The organism is Achromobacter spanius, assembly GCF_029637605.1.
Lineage (GTDB): Bacteria > Pseudomonadota > Gammaproteobacteria > Burkholderiales > Burkholderiaceae_B > Achromobacter > Achromobacter spanius_E.
Window position 1 is genome coordinate 4,029,840 of record NZ_CP121261.1, and the last position, 24,267, is coordinate 4,054,106.

At 61.2% G+C, this 24,267-nt stretch carries 23 protein-coding genes; 7 read left to right on the forward strand and 16 right to left on the reverse strand.

The genetic code is table 11. The features are described from left to right. The first annotated feature begins 1 nt into the window (after position 1). The 6 genes from P8T11_RS17965 (at position 2) to P8T11_RS17990 (ending at position 3,463) form a co-directional block, all read left to right on the forward strand. Positions 2-592, forward strand: coding sequence for a sigma-70 family RNA polymerase sigma factor (locus P8T11_RS17965; protein ID WP_268080704.1), 591 nt, complete (start codon positions 2-4; stop codon positions 590-592). Then, on the forward strand, positions 586-828 hold the full coding sequence (locus P8T11_RS17970; RefSeq protein ID WP_268080703.1) for a hypothetical protein: 243 nt from the start codon (positions 586-588) through the stop codon (positions 826-828). The genes P8T11_RS17965 and P8T11_RS17970 overlap by 7 nt, the downstream gene beginning before the upstream one ends. 120 nt (positions 829-948) lie before the next feature. Further along, the gene (locus tag P8T11_RS17975) at positions 949-1,245 is read left to right on the forward strand and encodes a BufA1 family periplasmic bufferin-type metallophore (protein ID WP_268080702.1); all 297 of its coding nucleotides are present in this window, start codon (positions 949-951) and stop codon (positions 1,243-1,245) included. Positions 1,246-1,262: 17 nt separating this feature from the next. Then, positions 1,263-2,150, forward strand: coding sequence for an MNIO family bufferin maturase (bufB, locus tag P8T11_RS17980; protein WP_268080701.1), 888 nt, complete (start codon positions 1,263-1,265; stop codon positions 2,148-2,150). Next, positions 2,147-2,908: an HvfC/BufC N-terminal domain-containing protein gene (locus tag P8T11_RS17985; protein WP_268080700.1), complete on the forward strand. Its 762-nt coding sequence runs from the start codon at positions 2,147-2,149 to the stop codon at positions 2,906-2,908. Before bufB ends, P8T11_RS17985 begins: the two co-directional genes overlap by 4 nt. Positions 2,909-2,950: 42 nt before the next feature. Continuing rightward, entirely contained in the window at positions 2,951-3,463 is a 513-nt protein-coding gene (locus P8T11_RS17990) for a DoxX family protein (RefSeq protein ID WP_268080699.1), read from the forward strand. A 131-nt stretch (positions 3,464-3,594) separates the two neighbouring features. On the opposite strand, the gene P8T11_RS17995 is transcribed toward P8T11_RS17990, so the two are convergent. From P8T11_RS17995 to rsmB, 7 genes are all read right to left on the reverse strand, one after another. Next, the gene (locus P8T11_RS17995) at positions 3,595-4,836 is read right to left on the reverse strand and encodes a YbdK family carboxylate-amine ligase (RefSeq protein WP_268080698.1); all 1,242 of its coding nucleotides are present in this window, start codon (positions 4,834-4,836) and stop codon (positions 3,595-3,597) included. Positions 4,837-5,167: 331 nt separating this feature from the next. After that, a complete protein-coding gene (locus P8T11_RS18000; RefSeq protein WP_268080697.1) occupies positions 5,168-6,637 on the reverse strand; it encodes a TrkH family potassium uptake protein in 1,470 nt (489 codons plus the stop codon). 52 nt (positions 6,638-6,689) lie between these two features. Further along, complete coding sequence (gene trkA / locus P8T11_RS18005) at positions 6,690-8,069, reverse strand: Trk system potassium transporter TrkA (protein ID WP_268080696.1); 1,380 nt, start codon at positions 8,067-8,069, stop codon at positions 6,690-6,692. Beyond that, positions 8,066-8,758: a response regulator gene (locus P8T11_RS18010; RefSeq protein WP_268080695.1), complete on the reverse strand. Its 693-nt coding sequence runs from the start codon at positions 8,756-8,758 to the stop codon at positions 8,066-8,068. The genes trkA and P8T11_RS18010 overlap by 4 nt, the downstream gene beginning before the upstream one ends. Before the next feature lie 11 nt (positions 8,759-8,769). Continuing rightward, positions 8,770-11,082 carry a sensor histidine kinase gene (locus tag P8T11_RS18015; RefSeq protein WP_268080694.1) on the reverse strand — a complete coding sequence of 771 codons (2,313 nt, stop codon included), beginning with the start codon at positions 11,080-11,082 and terminating at the stop codon, positions 8,770-8,772. Then, positions 11,079-11,669: a DUF4390 domain-containing protein gene (locus P8T11_RS18020; RefSeq protein WP_268080693.1), complete on the reverse strand. Its 591-nt coding sequence runs from the start codon at positions 11,667-11,669 to the stop codon at positions 11,079-11,081. The genes P8T11_RS18015 and P8T11_RS18020 overlap by 4 nt, the downstream gene beginning before the upstream one ends. Before the next feature lie 39 nt (positions 11,670-11,708). Next, on the reverse strand, positions 11,709-13,046 hold the full coding sequence (rsmB, locus tag P8T11_RS18025; RefSeq protein WP_268080692.1) for a 16S rRNA (cytosine(967)-C(5))-methyltransferase RsmB: 1,338 nt from the start codon (positions 13,044-13,046) through the stop codon (positions 11,709-11,711). A gap of 92 nt (positions 13,047-13,138) precedes the next feature. Here rsmB and P8T11_RS18030 point away from each other — a divergent pair, with 92 nt between their 5' ends. Further along, on the forward strand, positions 13,139-13,771 hold the full coding sequence (locus P8T11_RS18030) for a LysE family translocator (RefSeq protein WP_268080691.1): 633 nt from the start codon (positions 13,139-13,141) through the stop codon (positions 13,769-13,771). A 28-nt stretch (positions 13,772-13,799) separates the two neighbouring features. On the opposite strand, the gene P8T11_RS18035 is transcribed toward P8T11_RS18030, so the two are convergent. From P8T11_RS18035 to P8T11_RS18070, 9 genes are all read right to left on the reverse strand, one after another. After that, positions 13,800-13,970 (reverse strand): hypothetical protein, encoded by a 171-nt coding sequence (locus P8T11_RS18035; protein WP_268080690.1) that lies wholly within the window; start codon positions 13,968-13,970, stop codon positions 13,800-13,802. Further along, positions 13,967-14,173: a hypothetical protein gene (locus tag P8T11_RS18040; protein ID WP_268080689.1), complete on the reverse strand. Its 207-nt coding sequence runs from the start codon at positions 14,171-14,173 to the stop codon at positions 13,967-13,969. Before P8T11_RS18040 ends, P8T11_RS18035 begins: the two co-directional genes overlap by 4 nt. Positions 14,174-14,958: 785 nt before the next feature. Continuing rightward, positions 14,959-15,288 carry an Imm45 family immunity protein gene (gene imm45 / locus P8T11_RS29260; protein ID WP_418910294.1) on the reverse strand — a complete coding sequence of 110 codons (330 nt, stop codon included), beginning with the start codon at positions 15,286-15,288 and terminating at the stop codon, positions 14,959-14,961. A 1-nt stretch (position 15,289) separates the two neighbouring features. Continuing rightward, positions 15,290-15,709, reverse strand: a complete 420-nt coding sequence (locus P8T11_RS18045) for a colicin E3/pyocin S6 family cytotoxin (protein ID WP_268080688.1) — start codon at positions 15,707-15,709, stop codon at positions 15,290-15,292. Between the two features lie 129 nt (positions 15,710-15,838). Continuing rightward, the gene (locus P8T11_RS18050) at positions 15,839-16,087 is read right to left on the reverse strand and encodes a hypothetical protein (protein ID WP_268080687.1); all 249 of its coding nucleotides are present in this window, start codon (positions 16,085-16,087) and stop codon (positions 15,839-15,841) included. Between the two features lie 353 nt (positions 16,088-16,440). Then, on the reverse strand, positions 16,441-16,821 hold the full coding sequence (locus P8T11_RS18055) for a hypothetical protein (protein ID WP_268080686.1): 381 nt from the start codon (positions 16,819-16,821) through the stop codon (positions 16,441-16,443). Between the two features lie 272 nt (positions 16,822-17,093). Continuing rightward, entirely contained in the window at positions 17,094-18,692 is a 1,599-nt protein-coding gene (locus P8T11_RS18060) for a pre-toxin TG domain-containing protein (protein ID WP_277549937.1), read from the reverse strand. Positions 18,693-18,699: 7 nt separating this feature from the next. Next, complete coding sequence (locus tag P8T11_RS18065) at positions 18,700-19,008, reverse strand: DUF6984 family protein (protein ID WP_268080684.1); 309 nt, start codon at positions 19,006-19,008, stop codon at positions 18,700-18,702. Next, positions 19,005-24,215: a hemagglutinin repeat-containing protein gene (locus P8T11_RS18070; protein ID WP_278072143.1), complete on the reverse strand. Its 5,211-nt coding sequence runs from the start codon at positions 24,213-24,215 to the stop codon at positions 19,005-19,007. The genes P8T11_RS18065 and P8T11_RS18070 overlap by 4 nt, the downstream gene beginning before the upstream one ends. Between the last annotated feature and the right edge of the window lie 52 nt (positions 24,216-24,267).

Here is a 24,267-nt window from a genome sequence, read left to right on the forward strand (position 1 = left end):
GATGACACTGCCCCCCCGCGCCACCGCCGACCCACACGCCTGGATCGACGTCTTCCGGGGGCAGATGCTGCGCTTTGCCACATTGCAACTGGGCCAGCCCGAAGCGGCGCAGGACGCGGTGCAGGAAGCCATAGCCGCCGCATTGGCCAAGCGGGGCGCGCTGGAAGATAGCGCGGCATTCAAGCAATGGGTGTTCGGCATCCTCAAGCACAAGATCGTCGACACCATCCGCAGCCGCGCGCGCCTGACGCATTTTCCAGAGGCCGACGACCCGGACATGATGGACGCCTGCTTCACGCCCAACGGCGAATGGACCGCGCAAGCCCTTCCGGCGGCTTGGGCGGCGCCGGATGAGGCCATGCAGAGCAAACAGTTCTGGCTGGTGTTCAGCACGTGCCTGGAGCGCTTGCCGCCCGCCAACGCGCGCGTCTTCATGATGCGCGAGTACCTGGAATTTGATGCCGTCGAAATCTGCGAGCGCCTGTCCCTGACACCCGGCGCGCTGCACATTGCCATGCACCGGGCCCGCCTGCGGTTACGCAGTTGCCTGGAACTGAACTGGTTTGCCGACCGAGGAGGCCGCAAATGCTGAAATGCCGCGACGTCTCGCAACTGGCGTCTCAAGAACGCGAGTCGCCCCTGCGCCTGCCACAACGCATCGGCATGGCGATGCATCTGGCCATGTGCTGGCGCTGCCGCCGTTTCCGCCAGCAGATCGGCCTGCTGGGGGATATGACGCGGGCCTACCCTGGCCCGCCTGAAAACAATGCCGAATCGCGTCCGCCTGAACGCGACGGTGACGCTGGCCCCAAGCCGCCATCGCCCTGAATTTACATTTCTTACACTTCTCCCCGTAAGGAAAGCGCTCTCTCGCGCGACTACCTCTTGCCAGCACTGCAATCCGCGGTGCGGCAACCGTTCACGTAGATTCCCCTGGAGAGAGACATCATGAAGACACGTACCACCGCCGCCCTGGCACTGGCTTTTGGCGCCGCGTTCACCATGGCCGGCGCCCCCGCCGCCCACGCCGCAGACATGGAAAAGTGCTATGGCGTCGCCCTCAAGGGCAAGAACGATTGCAAGGCGGGCGCCGGCACAACCTGCGCGGGCAGCTCCAAGATCGACTACCAAGGCAACGCCTGGAAAAACGTGCCCAAGGGCACGTGCGAGAAGACCGCGTCGCCCACGTCACCCACGGGCCAGGGTCAACTGAAGGAATTCAAGGAAATGAAGAAAGCGTCCTGACTTGCCCCTGGCGCGTCATGAAATCGCTCCCTTTTCCAGACACGGCGTCCGGCCCGGGCCTTTCGGCCCAGGTCGGCGTCGGCTTGAAGCCCGAGCACGCGGACGCCCTGCTGGACGGGGTGGCCGGCGTGGGGTTTCTGGAAATCCACGCCGAGAACTACATGGTTCCGGGGGGGCCGATGCACGCAATGCTGACCCGCTTGCGTGAGCGCTATCCCTTGTCTGTACACGGCGTGGGTCTGTCGCTGGGCGGGCCGGACCCACTGGACGAGGAACTGCTGGCCGGGCACCGCAAACTGCGCGATCGCTACGCGCCTGCGCTGGTGTCCGAGCATCTGGCCAGGTCTCGCGACGCCGGAGTATTTCTGAATGACCTGCTGCCATTTCCCTACGATGGCAAGACGCTGCGGCGCACCAGCGAACACATCGATGCGTTCCAGAACAGCCTGGGCCGCCGCATCCTGATCGAAAACCCGGCCACCTACCTGCGGTTTGACACGAGCCTGATCGACGAAGCGCAGTTCCTGGGCGAATTGCTCGCCCGCACGGGTTGCGGCCTGCTGCTGGACGTCAACAACGTGTACGTCAGCGCGGTGAACCATGGGTTCGATGCGCGCGGCTATCTGGGCATGCTGCCGCTGGATAGCGTGGGAGAAATTCACTTGGCTGGCCATCACCGGCAAGTCGACACCGACGGCGCCGTGGTGCTGATCGACAGCCATGACGCTCCCATCTCCGAGCCCGTTTGGGCACTGTATGAATACGCGCTGCGCGCGACCGGACCCGTTCCCACGCTGATTGAGCGCGACGGCAACATCCCGCCCCTGGCCGACTTGCTGCATGAGGCGGCACGCGTCCAGGCCTGCCTGGCCAAGCTGGATGCCGCACAGGTGACGCCGCCATGACAGCCCTGCGCCAATTCGCCGATTTGCTGTTGGGGCAGGATCCCCCCACGCCGGAAGCGGTCAGGACGCGGCTACAAGTCGCGCCCCCGGAACGCTTCGCCATCTACCGGAACAATGTCGTCAGTTCACTGATGCAGGCATTGGCCGACAACTTCCCTGTTTGCGTTGAGCTGGTGGGCGACCCGTTCTTTCGGCACATGGCCCGCGGGTATGCACAGGCAAGTCCGCCGCGTTCCGCCGTCATGGCCTACTACGGCGACACGTTTCCAGATTTTGTCCAAGCCTATGCGCCCGCGGCGTCGCTGCCCTATCTGGCGGATGTGGCGCGGCTGGAATATCGGGTCGTGCTCGCCTACCATGCCGCCGACCAGGAACCGCCCGCCACGGCCGCGCTGCAAGCCTGCATCACAGACATGACCGACTTGCCCGCCGCGCGCCTGCATATTCATCCCGCCGTGCAGGCCATGTCGTCAAGCCATGCGGTGTTCTCGATCTGGGCCGCCCATCGGGGCCAGGGAGACCTGGCAACGGTGGACGTCAGCCTGCCGGAATCAGTCGTGGTGCTCAGACCCGGGCAAACCGTCCATGCCGTTGCGGTGGACGCCCCGCTCGTTGACCTGATCGACGCCCTCCGCACGCAGCCGCTTGGCGAGGCATTTGAACGACTGACGCAACAGCATGACGATTTCCAGTGGAGCCACGCACTGGCGCAACTGATCCGCCACCAGATCATCGCGGGCATATCGCCGGGCGCGTAAGGCCGCGCCTGCCCGCCTTCACTTAACCCAAGGACCCTCATCATGGACCGCACCGCCACTGCTCCGCCCGTACCCGAACACCGCTGCGTCTGGCGGCGGCTGAATGCGCAGTTTGAACGTATTCCGCACGGGTTGATCGCCTTGCTGGGGCGGTTTTCCATTGCGGCGGTGTTCTGGAAATCCGGACAGACGAAGGTGGAGGGTTTCGCCGTGGATCTGATCTCGGGTGAATTCCAATTGGGCTGGCCATCGGTGTCGGCGTCGGCCGTGAGCCTGTTCGCCGACGAATACCGGCTGCCCCTGGCCCCGCCCGAGTGGGCGGCGCTTGCGGCTGCCACGGCCGAGCATGTGCTGCCCGTGTTGTTGCTGCTTGGCTTGGCCACGCGCTTGTCGGCGCTGGGGTTGCTGGTGATGACCGCCGTGATCCAGATCTTTGTGTACCCCGACGCCTATCCCACGCACGGCGTGTGGGCCGCGGTGCTGCTGTACCTGGTGGCTCGCGGCGGCGGCGCCGTGTCGCTGGACGCCCTGATCCAGAGCGCCACGCGGAGATAAGACCTGACCGCGGTAAAACAATGCCTCAACAAGGCAAAGCCGCAACGAGACAAAGCCGCAACAAGACAAAGCCGCGATAGAACTCGCGGCTTTGTTCCCCTCGGTGGCTTCCACCCAAGCGGCGGCAGCGGCTAGTGCAAGCGTTCCGGCAACGGCACGCTGACACCGGGTTCGGACGCCGACAAGGGCTGCATCGGTTCGGAATTTGCCCGAATGCGCCGGCGCAGCACGGCGGTGGGTTCGGCCGGCGGGGCTGCCACCGTTTCGCCACGCCAGGCGTGGGTCATGGCGTCAACCATCAACGGCAAGTCACGCAGGCGATGGAACTGGCTGCGCAGCCAGCGCGCATCGTTGCCGCTGCGCATGGCCTCGTCGCGCAGGGTGGCGATCATGTCACCCGTGCCCAGCTCTTCGGCCACCGGCATCAGGCGCTGGAACAGGGCCCGCAGGTGGTCCATCAGGCGCAGCCGCTGACCGTCGGGCGTCACGTAGCTGCCCTGCAAGCCAAAACGGCAGGCCTGGAAGTGGTTGCTGCGGTAGGACAGCCAGGCATTGTCACTGGGGTCGTCCTCGCGCATCAGCAGTACGGCCAAGGCTTGGGCGAACGCGGCGATCTGGCAGGCGCGTTCCACAGTCAGGGGCGTGTCGCAGACGCGGATTTCTACCGTGCCGAATTCCGGCTTGGGGCGGATGTCCCAATACAGGTCCTTGATGCTCTCGGCCAAGCCGTAGGCGCGCAATTGCGACAGATGGGCCTCGAACTGGTACCAGTCCTTCACCTCGGGCGGCATGTGGCCGGCCAGCGGGAAGCTGTTGACGGCGTTCAGGCGCGAGCACGAGAACAGCGTGTCCACACCCTCGCAGTACGGCGACGAGGCCGACAGCGCGATGAAGTGGGGCACGTAGGGCGACAGGCGGCGCAACAGTTTGATGGAGTCATCGCCACTTTTCACGCCCAGATGGATGTGTTGGCCGAAGACCGTAAATTGACGCGCCAGGTAACCATACATTTCGGCCAGGTACTGGAACCGCGGGGTGTCCGAAATGGACCGTTCCTGCCAACGCATGAAGGGATGGGCGCCGCCGCCGGCCACCGACACGCCAACCGCGTCGGCCGCTTCGACCAGGGCATCGCGCATCTCGCGCATTTCGGCCAACAGGCCCATGGGGTGCTCATGCACCGAAGAATTCAGTTCGATCATGGACCGCGTGATCTCGGGTTTGACGCGGTCGGCAATGGGGTGGTTGGCCATTTGGGCCAGCAATTCGTCAGAGGCGGCGGTAAGGTCAAAACTGCGGGGGTCGATCAGTTGCAACTCTAGTTCGATGCCCAGGGTGTTGGGGGCCGACGAAATGAACGGGATCGGTTCCATTCCGGACTCCTTTGAATGTTTGATATGAGGGGGCGCGCCGTTCGACCTTGAAGCCCGGTAACTTCCCGGGGGGCACTAGACGGCAGCTTGTGGAATGGATGATAGCCGCAGGTTTGTGGCAATACGATTGAAAATCGTGACATTTGTGTGCAACATCGCGTAGCACACGGTTTTGCCCTCTGAAGATAAGTGAGCAAGCGCTTACAAGTCAGGAACGGCGCGGGTTGCCAAGCGATGGCGCCCGGAATCGCAGCAGGCAAGCGGTTTTCAGAGGGGGATGGGTTAACCCTTAATAGGGTAATTCCCGAGCAGCTTTGGGGGTCAGCGCCCCTTATTTGCGCCAGAACATGGGCGTGAAAAGCACCAGCACGGTCAGCAATTCCAGGCGGCCGATCAGCATGGCGAAGGTGCAGACCCAGATCTGGAAATCGGACAGCACCGCGAAGCTGCCCATGGGGCCAACGGGTCCCAGCCCAGGGCCGGTGTTGTTGATCGTGGCGAATATGGCGGAGAACGCCGTGATGGGGTCCAGCCCGGACAACAGCAGCAGGCTGGTGAACACCGCGATGGACAACCCGTAGATCAGCATGAAGGCCAGCACGGACGACATGGTCCGCCCTTCCACCGCCCGGCCATTGATGCGCACCGGGCTGATCGCATGCGGGTGCAGCATGGTCACCAATTCATTGCGGGCCTGCTTGACCAGCAAAATCGCGCGAATCATCTTGATGCCGCCCCCGGTGGACCCGGCCGACGTGGCAAAGCCCGAGAGCAGCAGCATGGTCAACGGCGCAAACAGGGGCCACTGGGCGAAGTCGGTATTCGCGTAGCCGGTGGTGGTAGCCATGGAAATGGTGTTGAACATGCCAAAGCGCAGCGCTTCCAGAGGCTCGTCGTAGACGCCCTTGATGTACAGGAACACCGAAATGACCAGGCCTGCGCCCAGCACCACGACCAGGTACGGGATGGCTTGGGGACACTGCGCGTAGGCGCGCACACTGCGCTGGCGGAAGGCGTTGAAATGGGTGGCGAAGTTGATACCGGCGATCACCATGAACACCATGGCGACCATTTCCACGGCTACCGAATCAAAGTGGGCAAAGCCGTCGTCCCAGGTCGAAAACCCGCCCAGCCCCATGGTGGTGGCCATGTGGCACCAGGCTTCAAACCAGGACAGGCCCGCCGCGCGGTACGCCAGGAAGCACAGGATTGAAAACACGAAGTACACCGCGTACAGCGCCTTGGCGGTACTGGCGATGCGGGGCGTCAGGCGTTCATCCTTCATGGGGCCGGGCGTCTCGGCCCGCACCACCTGGTGGCCGCCCACCCCCAGCAGCGGCAAAATCGCCACCGCCAGCACCAGGATGCCCATGCCGCCAATCCAGACCAACGTGGCGCGCCACAGGTTGATGGACGCTGGCAAGGCGTCAAGATTGGACAGCACCGTGGCGCCGGTCGTGGTCAGCCCCGACATGGCCTCGAAATAGGCGCTTGTGAACGACAAGGGCAAGCCGGCCCGGTGAAAGTAGAGCAGCAGCGGGATCGACGCCAGCAACGGCAGGCCGGCCCACACCGCCGACACCAGCACGAAGCCATCGCGCGCCCGCAGCTCGCAGCGGCTGCGCCGCGTCAGGGCGGCAAGCCCCCCCCCAATGCCCAGCGAAAGCAGGAAGCCGTGCAGGAAGGCGTCGCGCGCCGCATCGCCGCCCACGTAGGCCACCAGTAGCGGGATGAGCATGGTGAGGGCGAACATCACCATGGTCAGCCCAAGGATATAGAGGGTTCCGAGAACGCGATTCATGGAGCTTATCCGGCGGCGCCCGGCCCGCGGCGGATCAGGGGCAAGGTGCGCATCAGAAGAAGGACGCCGAAACTTGGAACAGCTTTTCCACGCGCGGCATCTGCCGGCGCGAGGGGACGAAGACGATCACGTGGTCGTTCGTTTCAATGACGGTGTCGGCATCGGGCAGGATGATTTCGTCTTCGCGCACCAGCGCGCCAATGCTGGCGCCCTTGGGCAGGCTGATCTGGCCCACCGGCCGGCCGACTACCTTGGACGTGGAGCGGTCGCCATGGGCAATGGCCTCCAGCGCCTCGGCCACGCCTTGGCGCAAGCGGTGCACGGCAGCCACGTCACCGCGCCGAACGTGGCGCAGCAATTCGCTCATCGTCGCCTGCGAGGGCGACACGGCGATGTCGATATGGCTGCCCTGCATGAGTTCGCCATACGCCTGGCGATTGATCAGCGCGATCACCTTGCGGGCGCCCAGCCGCTTGGCCAGCAGCGAAGACATGATGTTGTCCTCGTCGTCACTGGTCAGCGCAAGCCAGGTGTCCATGTCTTCGATGTTCTCACGCTCCAGCAAGGCTTCGTCGGTGCCGCTGCCGTGCAGCACCAGCACGCTGTCGGGCAGTTGGGTCGCCAGGTATTCGCAGCGCTTCAGGTCGCGTTCGATGATGCGAACACTGTATTTTTCTTCGGCCAACTGGCGCGCCAGGCGCAGGCCGATGTTGCCGCCGCCCGCGATCATCACGCGGCGCACGGCGCGTTCGGCATCGCGCAATTGGCGCACGGCGCGACGCGCATCGCGCGAATCCACTACCAGCACGACCTCGTCGCCCGGCGCGATGACGGTGCCGCTGCCGGCCCGTAGCGGCCGCCCGCCGCGCAGCACGTCAACGACGCGCGCCTTCACGTCCGGCCAGACGTCGCGCAGCTTGTCCACGGGCGAATGCGCCATCGGGCTGCCATGCCCCACGCGCACGGTCACGACCGACACGCGACCTTCGGCGAATTCAACCACCTGTAGCGCTTCGGGAAATTCAATCAGGCTATGCAGATAGGTGGTGACGCTGCGTTCCGGGCTGATCAGCGCGTCGATGCAAAAACCCTCTTCGCTCATGAGTTCCGGGTGTTCCGGGAATTCGGCCGAGCGGATGCGGGCAATGCGGCGGGGAATGTTGAACAGTTGGCGGGCGATCTTGCACGCCACCATGTTGGAGGCGTCAGAGGCCGCACAGGCGATGAACAGGTCGGTATCGGCCGCGCCGGCGGCTTCCAGCACAGAAACCTGCGAGCCGTCTCCGTGGACGACACGCAGGTCAAAGTGTTCTTGCAGGAAGCGAAGCTGCGTGGGGTCCGTATCCACCACGGTGATGTCGTTTTGCTCGGACACCAGGTTTTCGGCCACGCTGGTGCCTACGCGACCAGCGCCCATGATCAGGATTTTCATGTGCTGCGCTTGCGCGCCGATTCAATGCCCAACTGCTTGAGCTTGCGATACAGGTGGGTGCGTTCCAGGCCGGTGCGCTCGGACACGCGCGTCATGCTGTGGCTTTCGCGTACCAGGTGGTATTCGAAATAGATGCGTTCGAACTCGTCGCGCGCTTCGCGCAAGGGCTGGTCCAGCGAAATGCTGCCCAGTTGACCGTTGGACGCCACCGGCACGTCGTTGGCGGGCGCCGCCGTCAACATGGGAGGATCCAGTTCATCTTCAAGCGCCACGGCCGTGTTGGCGGCCGCCGAATGCGCGGCGACAGGCGCCGGTTGCGGTGCGCGCCCGCGCGCCAGGCCCGCCGCCACGGTCTTGAGCAAGCGTTGCAGCGTAATGGGCTTTTCCAGGAAATCCATGGCGCCGATGCGCGTGGCTTCAACCGCGGTGTCGATGGTGGCGTGGCCGCTCATCATGATCACCGGCATGTCCAGCAGGCCTTGCGAGCCCCACTCTTTCAGCAAACTTACGCCATCCGTGTCGGGCATCCAGATATCCAGCAACACCAGATCAGGACGCATGCGAAGGCGTGCCGCGCGCGCTTGCGCCGCGTTTTCGGCCAGTTCGACCGTGTGCCCTTCGTCGTAAAGGATCTCTGACAAAAGCTCGCGTATACCGACTTCGTCGTCAACCACCAGAATTCTGGCCATAAAGCATCCACCTATTGCGTAGCCGCATTATCCTTTTCTTGCGCGGTCGCGTCCATAGTATCTGCCCCGATCGCCAACCGGGTCAGCAAGATGGAAATCCGCGCGCCCCCTTCCTTGCGATTCGCAAGGTCGATACGTCCGCCGTGCTCTTCCACAATCTTGCGTACGATTGCCAATCCTAACCCAGTCCCGTGGGACTTTGTGGTTACGTAGGGCTCGAACGCACGCTGCATCACCTGAGCCGGAAAGCCCGGCCCGGTGTCTGCCACGGTAAATCTCAAGGCTTGCTGGTCGGCGCGGTCGGGCTGTTCGCTGCGCATCAACTGCGTCGTCACGCTGACCCGCCCCTGGCCGCCCAGCTCGGCGATCGCGTCGCGCGCGTTGGACAGCAGGTTGTGGATGACCTGGCGCAGTTGGGTCGGGTCACCCTCGATCTCGGGCAGGCCCGGCGCCAGCGTCACATCCAGGTTCATGGCCTTGCCGGTGTTGCGGGACGCCCCGCCATCAGGCTCCCAGCCATACAGCGACAGCACGTCGGCCACCAGCGCATTGAAGTCAATGCGCTGCATCACGGCGGGCGGCGTGCGGGCGTATTCACGGAAATCGTCCACCATCTGCTTCAGCGAAGCCACCTGATTGACGATGGTATTGGTGGACCGCTGGACGATCTGCGCTTCCGCCGGTTGCAGCTTGCCTTCCAGCTTCATGGCCAACCGTTCGGCCGACAACTGGATGGGCGTGAGCGGGTTCTTGATCTCGTGCGCCAGTCGCCGCGCCACTTCGCCCCAGGCCACGGTGCGGTTGGCGGAGATCACTTCGGTAATGTCGTCGAACACCACCAGATAGCCGTTGCCTCGCCCGTCCACGCGCAGATGGGTGCCGCGCGCCAGCAGGGTCAGCGGTTGGGGCACGGTGGTGGCATCACCCTGGCCCGGGTTGATCTCAAACTGCTGCTGCCAATGCTGACGTTCCGACCCGACCGCCGCGTGGGTGGAAAAGGCCTGTCGAACAATGTTCGCAAATTCAAGCATGCCGTCCACCGTTTCCAGCGGGCGGCCGATCACCGAACGCAGGTCGACTCCCAGAATGGTCTGGGCGCCCTGGTTGACGGTGGTCACGCGGAACGACTCATCAAACACCAGCACCCCGGAGGACAGGTTCGACAGCACGCTTTCCAGGTAGACGTTGGAGCGCTCCAACTGCTGGCGATTGCTCTCGACCATGCGGCGCGCTTCATCCAGCTGGCGCGTCATGGCGTTGAACGAGCGCGTCAACTGGCCGACTTCGTCGCGCTCCGGGGGCTCGGGCAGCGGCCGGTAATCGCCCACGCCCACCGCCTGCGTACCGCCCGCCAGGCTGAGCAAGGGGCGCACCAGCCGCTTGGACAGCGACAGCGCCACCGCGATGGCGCCGAACGCGGCCAAGAGCAGCGCCAAGGTCAGGGTGATGCCGTAAAGCTTGCGCAGCCCCAGACGCGACAGTGCCAGTTCCTGATAATCCCGAAACCCCTGCTGCACCAGATTGGCGTTGTGCGCGATCTGCTCCGGCACCGGCTGCAGCAGTTGCAGCCAGCGCGGTTCGGACGACCCCAGCAGGTTGTCGTAGCGTTCGGGCCCGGTCAGCGGAATCACCACACGCAGATGCAGCCCGCCTTCAGCGCCCGCCGTGACCGGGTCGTCCGCTTCGGCCGCGGAATAGCCGCGCGCCAGCCGAAGCTGGTTCATAACGGTGGACGGGGGCATGGCGGGCAGCAACTGACCGTACTGGCTGGTGGAAAACGCCACCATGCGGCCGCTGCCCGTGAACACCATCGCCTCTTGCACGCCATTGGCCTCGCGCAGCCGGGTCAGCGCCAGCGTCACGCCGCTGTCCGTGTTGCGGTTCAGTTCGACGGCCATGGAGCGCGCGCGCGCATCCAGATCGGCCAACAGCGAGTCGAGCGCCGCGCGGCCCAGGTTCAGGCCGGCTTCCAGCGCCGTATCCACCCGCACGTTGAACCACGATTCAATGGACCGCGACATGAACTGCACGGACACGGTGTAGATCAGGGCGCCCGGCACCACGCCGATCAGCGCGAACGCCAAGGAAAAGCGCGCGGTCAGCCGCGCGCCAAACTGCCGGCGCCGAATCTGGCGCGCCAGCCGCACCGTCAGCGCCACCACCCAGACAAACAGCGCCAGGGCGAAGATGCCGTTCAACACCAGCAGCGTGTCGTAATAGCGCGCAAAGCGCGAGGCGTTGCCCGTGGACCATGCCAGCAAGCCCAGCAACGCCAGGCCGCTTACGGCACCTACCATCAGGGCCAGCCGGAGCAACAGCCTCATGAGGGATTCTTCTCCTTGTCGCTCAGCGTGAACGAGAAGTCCATCCAGGGCGTGCTCTGCGCCCACGAACTGCTGTTCAAGGCGTTGACCTGAAACGGACGGGGCAGCAGCGAGGTATCCAGCCGCAGCCGAATCTGTCCGCCGTAGAGCACGTCGGCATCAAAATCGGCGGCATCCGCCACCGACCAATTACGTATATGCCGGATGACGCTCATCGCGTCGTCCAGCGACGCCACCGGAAAAGACAGTTCGCCCACGCCCGCCCGCCATTGCCGCGTCAGCGCGTTATAGATGACGCGCCAGGTGCGCGAGGTGTCCACCAGCGACTCGTCAAACCACCACCAGCGTTCGCGCGTCACGGTCAGGTCGGCCGTGAAATACAGCGGGATGCCGCGCTGGGCCGCGTCCCGCAACTGCTGATTCAGTTCAAATTCGATATCCGCATCGAATTCAAGCTTGCCATTGCGCACCACCGGTTCAACCCGCGTCACCTGCGGTTCCGCGGCATGCACCTCGCCGCCCGGCACCGTGGAAAGCAAGGTAGATACCAGCAACAAGCCAAGAAATAAACGCGAAATAATGGACATACGACACCGCAACACCGTTATGCCCCTATTCTTGGTGATTCAGGACTGCTTGGCAAACAAGGCATAGAAAAAGCCGTCATGTTGCTCGACGGGTGTTGCATTGAGCGCAACTGGCAGCAACTGCCCGGGCGCGTCCAACCGTTGGGCCTCGGGATGACGCTGCAGGAACTCAAGCGCCTGGCGCGCCCCTTCAATCGGGAAGACCGAGCACGTCACATACAGCAGACGGCCACCGGGCGCGACGGTTTTCCATAGGGAATCCAGAATCCGGGCCTGCAACGTGGCCGTGCGGCGCACATCGTTTTCCCGGCGCAGCCAGCGGATGTCGGGGTGACGGCGCACGATACCCGAGGCCGTGCAGGGCACGTCCGCCAGCACCGCGTCAAAGGGCTTGCCGTCCCACCAGGCGTCCAGGTCAGCCGCGTCGGCCGCTTCCAGCTGCACGCGCTTGCTTGCCAGGCCCAGCCGGTCCAGGTTTTGCTCCACCCGTTCCAGCCGTTCGCCGTCGGCGTCCAGCGCCACCAGGTCGATATCGGCCAGTTCCAGCAGATGCGCCGTCTTGCCGCCGGGCGCCGAGCAGGCGTCCAACACCCGCATGCCGTCGGTGGGCGCCAGCAGCTCAGCCGCCAACTGCGCGCCCGCATCCTGCACCGACCACCAGCCTTCGGCAAAGCCGGGCAACTGCGTCACGGGCTTGGGGCTGCCAAGCACCACGCCGGCCTGGCCAACCGGTTGCGCTTCCAGACCCGCGGCTTCGAAGGCGGCCAGCACCTGTTCGCGGCTGGCGCGGCGGCGGTTGACCCGCAGCGTCAGGGGCGCCGGCACATTGGCCGATTCAAGAATCCGCTGCCAGTCCTGCGGGTAGGCGATTCCCAATTGCTTGACCCACCAGCCGGGGTGATTCCATTGCGCCTCGGGGCTGTCGGCCACCGCGGCTTCCAGCGCCGCGCGTTCGCGCAGAAAACGGCGCAGGCAGGCATTCAACATGCCCTTGAACGACGCCAGGCTGCGGGTGTTGGAGGCGGCTGTCACGGCCTGATCCACCACCGTGTGGGCCGCGTAGACCGGCATGCCCGGCAACTGCGCAGCGGCCTCGCCCTCTTCTTTCAGCAACGTCAAGGACACCAGCAGCAGCGATTCGAACAACACGCTGGGGTAGCGCTGCACCAATTCCCGGCCCACGGCATCGGCCCAACCCAGGTAGCGCATCGCATGAAACGAGACCGCCTGGGTGGCCGGGCGCAGGGCAGCACTGACGTCGGTCAACGCGTCCGTCAGGGAACGGCCGTCCAGCACGCCCTCGACCACCCCCGCGCTGGAAAGAAGAACGGAGGACAGCGGGGGAGCAAGATGGGGGGAGTCGGAACGCGTGGACATGGTGGGAATTCTGAGGATAAGACCGATATGGTAGCCGGACCTGGACGATTGGCGCTGGCAGCGTCAAACTGGCCGCTGCCTAGGAGCGCTATATGTCCACCGTCACGCTGCTGCTGTTCATCCTGGCCTCGGCCGTCGCCATCATGACGCCCGGCCCCACCACCCTGCTTGCCATGAGCAACGGCTCGCGCCACGGCGTGCGCGCCGCCGGCTGGGGCATGGCGGGCGCGGTGCTGGCGGATTTGATCCTGGTCGGCTCGGTGGCGTCCGGCCTGGGCGTGGTGCTGGCCGCCTCTGAAGTCGCCTTTCAGATCATTAAATGGGTCGGCGCGGCGTATCTGGTTTATCTGGGTTGGAAGATGCTGCGGTCAGATTCAGCGCTGGTGCTGCCGACCACCACTGCGGTTGACGGCCGCCCAGTTGGCTTGGCGCTGGGGGTGCGCAGTTTTCTGGTGGCGCTGACGAATCCCAAGGCGCTGTTATTCATGTCGGCGTTCTTGCCGCAATTCATCGATCCGCAAGCGCCGCTGTTGACGCAGTACGCCATCGTGGCGGGGGTGCTGGGGACGATTAATGTGCTGACGATGCTGGTTTATGCGGCGCTGGGCGCGCGGTTGGTGCGGGTGTTTAGAGGGGCGGGGCTGAGGTGGCTGAATCGGGTTTGTGGGGGAGTGATGATGGGGCTGGGGGGGATGTTGGCGTTGTATCGGCGGGGGGTGGGGTAGGTGGTGTGGAAGGGGGCTGCTTGGGGGCTCATTTAGAGGTCTGCCAGCTACTCCAATCAATTAAGTACTTCTTCGACACCGTTCCGAGCTGGCTACCCACTTTTCTTTCAAGATCGCAGTTTTTAGAAATTTGCGAGCTTATAGCCTCGAGCAAACCTGTTGCGACAGCGGTATTGAGGACAGCATCGGAAGAATTCATTCCTTTCTCGACCACATCAAAATATAAGCCCGCTCGTCAAGCGAAAAATTCTCGAATTCATCGACGATAGTTCGTCCAAATTCCGCAAGTAAAACGGTGATTGGGATGTCACTCCCCCAATACTGAACAGCGGCCAGTCTGGCCCGTCGGATAGCATAAATACGGGCTAAATTATCCACAAAAATTGTTTGCAATTCTTCCATAATTTCCTTGCAGAGCTTTATTAATATCGCACAAGACATTCTGCGCCAACGACGATCACTAAATAACGCATCCGGATTAGCATTCAACCACTTCCGAAGTGCGGTCGAGTACACTTTTGCTCTCGAGCACGGATCCAAAAATTTGGCTCCCAGCAAGGTCAGCTATTAATAATCCTGACCGTTCTCCACCATCTAAATTACAGCCAATTCAATGTCTTAACCGCCCGATTCAATAAAGACATTAGCTCTTCAAGTTCAAAAATCCACTTCCCGTCATCAACAGGTGGATATATTTATATTTCCAGGGGTCTTTCAGGCTCGTGGAATACTTCAGCTAGCTGGTCAGTTCCAAACCATATTTCTAACACCAGATTTTCTCGATCTGGAGGGCTGCTAATCAAAGAGGATAAATGACTCATGGTTTCGATGACCCCAACAGGCGGATAACTTTTCCATTGGCATCGTACGCACCCCTGTCAAGTAGACATTGGCTAATAGAAGATCAAAGAGAGGGTTAACCGAGGCATTCCACCGCACCTCCGTAACGTTCCTCCCAGCGGGAACTGAGAAGACGGCCAGTCCAAGCCGATTTTGGCCGTAAAACCCCATTTTTCCGCTTCGTTATACCGATTTTTGAGATCACCCTTAAGCGCTGGGTCCGTCATTAAAATTCTCTTTTGCTCCTACTAAGACGTGCAAAATTACTCACCGCCCGTGCAATCTCGCGTCGTGGATAACGAGAAAATTATAAGAACAACAAACAACCAACCAGAACTTTTAAAAAATCAAAAAAGGCACGCAGATCTGTATCTATCGATCAGATAAACGCAAGATACGTCACAATCGGGATAAATCCAAGTATTCCAATTTGAAACTATCCATACTCGATCAATCCCTCTTCCTAATGCGGAGCTTTCCGCAGGCAAATGGACCAAGACTAGCCCGGCCTTATAGCCAGAGGTAACAATCAATCCATATGGCCTATCTCGATCCTTAGTTTCAAAGACCATAAAGTCCACGAAATCTTCATACGGATATTTTGCTGGCAGACTAAGTATATTACCTCGCCACAAAAAATCTTCTGTAGATTCTACGAGCTTCACTTTTTCGATCATATTAATTAACCTTTAAATTATGCCCACCCGCCTTGTCCGCTGCCGGTGTTTCCCTAAACTCGAAGTTGACCTCGCCTAGATGTTTGCCATTTTTAGCATTAACAACCTCAAAGCGTCCGTGCTGCGTATCTACCGCGTACAGATTTCCATCCCGAGCCTTATAGACATCACGTCCATTAAGTTTGCTCAGCTTGTTGTCCTTAATCATTCCATTCGCTTTCGCTACGCTAGCTACCATGCTCTTGATGTGAGCCACTCTCTCGCCCGGCGGCAAGTTAACTATGGATTGTTCAAATTCTTCGGCAGTTTTTCCCCCAGGCAGCGCACCCTTTGCCCCCACCTTCGCCGGTCGGACCCCCACCGCGCCAACCGCCGTCGCCGCACCCGACACCCCGGCTTCAGCGATGCTATCCCATGCCAATTTCTTGGCGTCTGCCCCTCCGCTTTCAATCGCGCGTTTGATCGCGGTATTGCGCGGAAATAAGGTGTCAGACTACGTTTTCCGGCAAGATCTGCCTGAAATTGCAGTCTGACACCTTATTTCGACACCTTATTTCACCTTATTTTTTGCACAAAGGCGTGCCTCACGGCAGTTCCCGCGCAAAGTACGCTGCGGCTTTTTTAGGATGTCGCGCTCTTCGGTGACCTCGGCAAGCTTACGCTTGAGGCGTTGGATCTCGGTCTGCTCGTCGGTACGCGTTTTGCCTTTGCCGGGAAACGAAACGTCTGGCCCGTGCATTGCCAGCTCTTTCTTCCATCGGTAGATAATCGAGCGCTTCACGCCCAGCATCAGTGCCAACTGCGTACCGCTGATCTAGCCTTCCTCCAACTGCCGCACCGCCTCGATTTTGAATTCTCGGCTGTGGTACTGGCGCTTGGCATCACTCGGCTTGGCTTCGGGTTTGTATTTATCCATGGGACACCTCCTTAAAGTATTGTCTACTTCTTAGGGTGTCCGGAAAACCCGGGTTAGCTCAGTCTGACACGATATTTTCAACGGATTCAGCTAGATGTTCTATTGTGCGTTCATTTCCAGCCCGGTCAAAACCCATATCTCCTTCACTCAAATGTACTTTACACACGAGCGATTAACGCAGGCCAAGCGCATTAATCGCTCGGCAGCTTTTTGTTCAGATCAGAATCCCACTTGGCCTAGCGCCAATATTCCACTATCACCTCTATTGCTCGCCCCCTGATTAAGACGCGCCCCCAGTCGCCTGCCAACTCATAACCACCATCACAGCCGACAAAAATATCGATATTTCCATAATCCAATTCACCTGACGCATCTGCAAACGCCATAAACTTCCGATCAATCCACTCTATAGAGTCTACATTGATAAATCTCAGCGAAATTCTAGCGTAACTATAAATCTCTCCAACTTGAGGCGTTTCATAGTTCGGATTATCTTCTGTAAGAACTGCTTCCAATTCAAAAACAAACACCGTCTTATGCTCGTGAATCGATAGGACGTAGCTATCTTCAAAGTAGATATTTGAAAGCGCAGGAATTTCGTAGTATTTGATTTTCATTCTTACAGATCATAATCAATTGGCATATGATTACCCGGACTTTTTCTAGCGACTGGATTACCGAAGGCATCTGTTCTTTGACCTATTGCACTTTTAAACTCAACGTGTGGATCAAAACTTCCCGGCGCTCGTGAACTGCCTTGTTTGATTGTGACCCGTGCAATGCCATTTTCGTCAATATATTTGAGAGGGCCACCGTCCGTCTGAGTAGGCTTCCAACCTTGCGCTTCCGCATATTGCTTCAACTCGCTCGCTTTTGATGGCCGACCCGTTTAAAAAATTTCATCGACACCTTTCGCCCCAACTATCTCGGCCTTCCCCCCCACCTTCCCAACGTCAAGCGCCTTCTCCGCCATCGCGAACGCATGAACCGATTGACCACCCTTTTTCAGCATCCCGCCGACCACCGGCACCAATCCGATCGCGGCGAAGTATCGGTTTGCATCGTCGCCTGTCGCAGTTTTGCCCGTCAAAAGCTCGTACAGCGCACTCGCATTGGACACCCCCGGCGCCAGATCTAACACCGATTGCGCGAGCATGTCCGTCTTTTCTTTGCTCAGCTTTGGGTAGTGGCCTAGTGTCAGCGCAACGTCGTACGCTGCCGCCATCTTGTCTGCCCGCGCGAACTCCGCGGACAAACATGCATCGTCACCGCCGCAAGAAGCAATCGCCGAAGTGGTGATATCCGCCTTCATCCGCGCAACCTTGTCGCGGTTCTGATACTGGCTGTTGTGCTCCGCCTCGATGCGCGCCGCGATTTCCGCCGGCACTGCCGCACTCGGATCAATCGACGCAGCAATCCCTGCGACGATGCTGCTAATCAGGTTGACTCGCGCTTGCGCCTCTTCAGGTGACAAATCCTTGGCGTTGGCTCCATCCATGCTCTCCAGCAGCTTGCTCAGCACAACCCCAGAAAACGCGCCCGCACCGCCGGCACCACACGATGCGCCTTGCGCAGCAGCCCCCGCGCAACCCAATACCGCATGCAGCGCTGCGTGCCCGACGGAACCCTCGCCGCCCAGCGCACCACTCAACTCCTTGATCTTCGCTGCGCCCAGGGTCTGCAGGTAATTGACGGCTGCAGCTTGGATGAACTGGCTGCTGCTCCCGGTCACGTTGCCGCTGACCGCGCCCAAAATGATCGTGGCCCATTGGCTAGACGTCCCTTGACTGCCCCATTTGCTTTCCAGGTCAGCATATTCTTGGGCGGCTTTAGCGCGGTCAGCGTACGAAAGGGACTTATCTTCCGAACGCTCCCTAGCGTCTTGAATTTCCTTGCCCCGATTCACCAAAAACTGGCCCACCTGCCGGCCAGCTTCCCCCACGATCTCGAACCCGGCCCGAATCTCCTTCTCGTTAAAAATCGGATCCAGGCTGTTCAACGTGTCCGTGGTGTCGCGGTTCAGTCCGGCGATCACCTCGGCCGCCGTCTGCCCTGTCTGCGCCTTCTGCCCCGCCTCGTCGCGAATGACGACCGTTCCGCCGCTGATACCGCTGAGCGTGGTGGAGCTGGACTGGTCGCTGGCGCCCATGACGACGGGCACGCCCATGCTGATGCCGTTAGCGCTGGCCAGCTTCGAGTTCGGCGTCGCCTTGCTTCCGCCCGCAACGTCCCCCTTGCCGTCGGTGCCGATGTTGCTCTGGTCCTTGTCGCCGTCCTTCCCGCCGCTTTTGCCGCCGCTTTTACCGTCATCCTTGCCGCCGCCGAAGCTCACGCCTCCGCCCAACTGAATGGACTGCCCTTCGTCGCTGGCGCGGTTTTCGACGTCGCGGCTGGTCAGGGTGCCGGTGGTCAGGACGTTCTTGCCATCGGCAACCGCCTTGTCGCTGCTGGCAATGACGCCACCGACTAGGCCGGTGTTCTTCGCCACAATCGAACTATGGAAAACTCTTCAATTTAGAAAAATCGGTTTTCCAAACATCCAACTCGTACAAATCTCCAAAATTGTCCAAACTAAGGACCGCCATAACCCAAACTCCATCTTCATCTTTGAACTCCCCACGCGCAATTTCTCTTCCAAGAATACGTCCTGGACGGGCAGAGAGGAACAATAAACTTCCCATTCCTCCATCTTCGATGCTTTCCACCATCACATCATCAAGCCTTGCCACTAAGGGCCTACCGGCGCCCGAAGACTTAATCATTTCTTCTATGTATTTACGCTCGTTAAAATTTAATCTTCTCATCTGAGGACCTTCGACGGAGTAATGCGTCCCACATTAATTGTTCCATCCGGAAATTTAAAGGCACTATATTCAAGCCTAATTCCGTTTACGATCACAAATCCGGCGTACGGACCGTCCTTAAGATTGACTCCAGCCTTTGACAAATCCTTTTGAATAGCACGGCCCACAACTTCCCGCTGAAAGCCCGCCGCCTCAACGTGCCTAAACGTATGATTTGTTTGATTCTCAACTCTTCCAAACTGAATCTTTTGCCCTGTGGTTTGGTCTTTCAGACTATGCCCTGCGATAGACCCGGAGGTTTCTTCAATTTCCTTTGAGCTACCCGGCCCGCCTTTACCTCCCGTCTTCCCAGGCCGCGCGCCCCCGCCCCCACCGTCACTATCTAGCGCCGATACCCCCTTCACCGCCGCAAATACCGCCGGCGACGACATCATGGCCTCAACTACGAACCGATCTACCTCGCTCGTGTAGTCTGGCGTCCCCGACTGAAAACGAACCAAAGAGTCTTTCAGCGTCAAACGATCATAAAGACCCTTATTGCGCGAATCCAGCAAATCCATGCCTGCTATCAGCGGATCCTTCAATCGGCCGATAGCCGTTGCCAGCCCAGCCATATAGGCATCCCGCTCGGCCAGCCTGTTTTGAATGCAGATCCCCTCTCCGCTGCAGGCGGGAAGATCTCGCTCATCAATAACCCGAATCCAGCCCTCAAAGTGGCCCACGGCGGTCTGGCATGACCGTTCTCCCACGCAGTCCGCCAAAACCTTCACCTTCTCGTCGAACCTCGCCGAGTGAACCTGCGTGTGATCCCGAAGCGTATTGTTTTCCGCTTCGAGACGAGCAGCAGTTGCAATCGTCGCCGCTTGTTCCGGCGTTAGCGCGCTCGCAATGCCCGCGATGATCGAAACCAACTGGTTGGCGCGTTGGTCCTTATCCTCGGCACCGAGCATCTCCGAGCCCTTGCCCGAGAGCTTTTGCAGGAGGCTGTTGACCACGATGCTGGCCGATGCACCTACCGCGCCGGCTCCGCAGTTCGCACCCTGAGCAGCTGCGCCCGAGCAGGCAAGCACTGCATGCAGCGCGATATGTCCGGGGGAACCTTCCCCGCCTAAACTACCCGAAATTTCCTTGATCTTCGACGCGCCCAGACCTTGCAGATAGTTCACGGCTGCCGATTGGACGAACTGCGTCGCTCCCCCGGTGACGTTACCGCCCGCAGCCGCACCTATTGCTGTAATGATCAAACGATGTTGACCATCGGACACCCATTTAGCAGCCTCTGCGTATTGCGCAGCAAGCAGCCTTTTGCGCGGCCCCTCAGGTTCGGCTTCCATCGCCGTCTTCAGCGCATCAGCCTCCCGCGCCCGATTCACCAAAAACTGCCCCACCTGCCGGCCAGCTTCCCCCACGATCTCGAAGCCGGCCCGAATCTCCTTCTCGTTAAAAATCGGATCAAGGCTGTTCAACGTATCCTTGGTGTCGCGGTTCAGTCCGGCGATCACCTCGGCCGCCGTCTGCCCTGTCTGCGCCTTCTGCCCCGCCTCGTCGCGAATGACGACCGTTCCGCCGCTGATACCACTGAGCGTGGTGGAGTTGGACTGGCCGCTGGCGCCCATGACGACGGGCAAGCCCATGCTGATGCCGTTAGCGCTGGCCAGCTTCGAGTTCGGCGTCGCCTTGCTTCCGCCTGCGACCTCCCCCTTGCCGTCGGTGCCGATGTTGCTCTGGTCCTTGTCGCCGTCCTTCCCGCCGCTTTTACCGTCATCCTTGCCGCCGCCGAAGCTCACGCCCCCGCCCAACTGAATGGATTGCCCTTCGTAGCTGGCGCGGTTTTCGACGTCGCGGCTAGTCAGGGTGCCGGTGGTCAGGACGTTCTTGCCATCGGCAACCGCCTTGTCGCTGCTGGCAATGACGCCACCCATCAGTCCGGTATTCTTCGCCACATCAATCTGGAAGCCACCGTCGCCTGCCCACAGGCCCGTCTGCTCCGTGACGCTGGCGTACTGGCTGTTGATCTTGCTGTGGCCGTAGTTGCCGCTGACCGAACTGGCGCCGTAGCACAGGGGCGGTATGCACAGGCTTACCTGCACGCCCACGCTGCGGTCGCGCGCGGCGTAGTGGCTGATGTCCTGCAGGCTTTCGACAACAAGGTTGCCGCCTACCGTCGCCATAATCCGGTCGGCGCTGGCTTGCGCGCCGCGCAAGACCGTGTCGCCGCCGGAGTTCATGGTCAGGTTGCCGCCGGCCTGGACATGGGTGTTGTTCCACTTCGTATCCCGGCCATCGCCTTTGTTCTTGCTACCGCCTGCCGCCAGGTTGATGCTGACGCCGTTCTGGGTTCCACCGATCGAAAAACCCACCCCGACACTGGCGTTGCTGCTCTTGCCGTCAGTCTTCTGGCTGGCGGTATTCTGCTGGGCGGTAAGTAGGATGTCGCCCTGTGCGTTCAGCAGGATGTTGCGGCCCGCGGCCAGGTCGGAGCCCGCCACGACGATGTTGGATTGATCTGCCTTGCCCGCCGCGATGATCGTCAGGTCGCGGCCGGCCGCGATGGCCGCGCCGCTTGCTGTGCTGCTTTGCCCACTGCGGGTCTGGCTGGCGCTGCTGGCGCCGACATCGACGTTGATGTTGATGCCGCCGACCTTCGAGGGATCTTTAGCCACCGCATCGTAGGCGTTCTTGGCAGCCAGCCCCGCCGCGACCGCAGCGATTGCCTGCAGGCGGCCATTGTTGGTCTCTTGCGCCGCCTCGCGCATGCGGTTGGTGCTTTGCACGGCGCTGACAACAGGATTGCTGGCGCTGACGGTGACGCCGACCTGGCTGGTCTCCTGAAACTGGCGATACACGCTGGTGTCGAAGCTGCCGTCGATCGTGACCGCCTGCCCGCCCATCAGGACGTCTCGGCCCGCGCGGATGCCGCTACCGCGCACAAGCACATCTTCCTTGGCGACAATAGAAACGTCGCCCAGATGGCTGGTGACGGTGCTGCCAGCCGCGCTTGGCGTGCTGCTGCGCTCATCCAGGCTGCCGCTGCTGCTGCGAACTCCAACACTGAAGCCGCTGCCTTCGCGCCCCAGATCGCCCACCGTCTTGTTGCTGTAGCTTCTGCCTTGATCGCGCGTCGCGTTGCCCGTATCGACGGTGATCGATCCGCGATTGGCCAAGAGGCCCACGTTGTCGATGGCGTCGATAGCCGAGCCGGCGATACGGATATCGCCATCGCGGCTGTTCAGGTGGACGCTATTGCCAGTGATAAGCGAGGACGTCTGCCCCGTGCCCGAGGACAGCTCATTGGACTTCGCCGATTCGCCGCCGTAGGGGAACATCTTGACCCCACTGGAGTTCGGGCCGCCATCGATTGCCCGTCCGATGTCGCCCAGGCTCATGCCGCCCAACTCGAAGCTGGTGCTCTTGCTCGACTCCTCGCTGGTCTTGGTCTGACGGTTGTCGGAGCCGACAACGGAGATACTGCGCTGGGCGTCCAGCACGACACCGCCCTGGGCGCGCAGGCTGGACCCGGAAATCAGGACGTCGCCATCCCGTGCACGGCCCGAGGCATCGCGCGAGCCGTTGCCGGTGGCACGGATCATGACATCGCCCACGGCGCTAAGCGACGAGCCACTGCTGACCAGGCTAGACGAATCGAACGAGCCGCTGCTCTTGCTGCCGCTGTGCGAGAACGACACACCGGGCATTGTGGCCCCGCTGTGGGCAAGCTCTTGCGCCTTGGCTTTGGTGGTGCTGGCAGTGGCCAGGTTTTTGAAGGTATCCATCAGCGTGCTGACGGCGGACACGCCAAAGCTGCTTTCCTTCAGCGAGTATTCGCTGTGGGTGTTTTCGACGTCGCGGCCCGCCACGATGGCGACGTTCTGGGCCTGGATATCGATGTTGCCCGTATTGCCGGCGGTATCGCCCGAGGCCTTGCCCGCGACCACATCGCTGCCCGCGATCAGTACGTTTCGTCCCGCCGTCATGATGACGTCGCCGCCCGTGGTACCCAGAAGACTACGTGCGTCGCTCTGCGTCATGCCATCGACGGTCTGCAGCGATCGAGCATCGCTGCTTTTGTACGAGATCCCCAGACCTCTGGCGGAAATGCCGCTTTTCTTCACGCGCTTGTAATTGCTTTCCGCGTAAGTGTTCGTGCCGGCCGTCACCGACAAGTCGCGGCCGGCATCGACGATAAGATCTCCGCTGGCAAGGGCCTGCGACGCATTCAGCGAAACGTCCCGGCCAGCCTGAAATACGACCTTATCGCCAGTGAAAGTCGAACCCTTGGCCTGCTCCCAATCCGTCGAATTGATGATGTGCGTGGTCTTCGACGACAAGAAACCGCGCTTTTTATAGTGAAGCTCGTCGTACGCCGAACCGGACTCCACCCCGGCCGTCAGATTGATGTCGCGGCCGGCGCCCACGGCCAACTTCTTGTCGGCGGTGACATCAGCCGCACGCGCGTTCACGTCTTGCCCCGCGATCAGCGTCAGGTTGCCGCCTGCGGCAATCGACGAACCGATCTCTTTGCTGGTGCTCAGGTCGTGGCGGTTTTTCTTGTTGATGACGATCGACTCGCCGTGGCGTTCCGTCAGGGTGGCCAGATTGATATCGCGGCCGGCTTGCAACCCGGCGTTGCGCTCGGCGTTGACTTGCGCGGCGGTCAGGTTGATGTCGCGACCGGCTCGCATGTTCAGGTCACCCGCCTCCACGCGAGCCACGCCCGTGACGTGCGAACCCCAGGTGCTGCCGAAGTTCTCGGACGCCGCCGTCGAGGTCAAGGCGATGTCGCGCCCCGCCTTCAGCGTGACGGCATCACCCAAGATCCGCGAGGCGAGGTTGGTCAGGTTGGTGCGCGCGGAAAGATCCACGGTGGCGCCCTGGACCAGGCCGCCGGCCTGGTTGACGATGTTGGACGCGCTCATGACGGTGGCATGGCGCGCGCCGATCGTGCCGCTGTTGTCGATATTGCCATCGGCGACGAGCTTGACGTCGCGCCCGGCCATCAAGGTGCCGTCGCCTTTCAAGTCGTTCTTGCGGACGAGCAGGTAGACCTTGGGCACCAGCACCGTCTCGGCACGGCCGTCGGGCAGGGTGACCGTCTGCGCCACCAGCCAGACCAGATCGGTCTTGAGCTGGCGTTGTTGCGCGTCGGTCAACGCCACGCCCACCTGCACGTTGTGGTCTCGAGCGAATTGCGCGCCCGCGGCCAGCAAGGCCTTGTACTGGCTGTCGTTGTCGCCAAAGCGTTCCAGGAAGCGCTGGCCG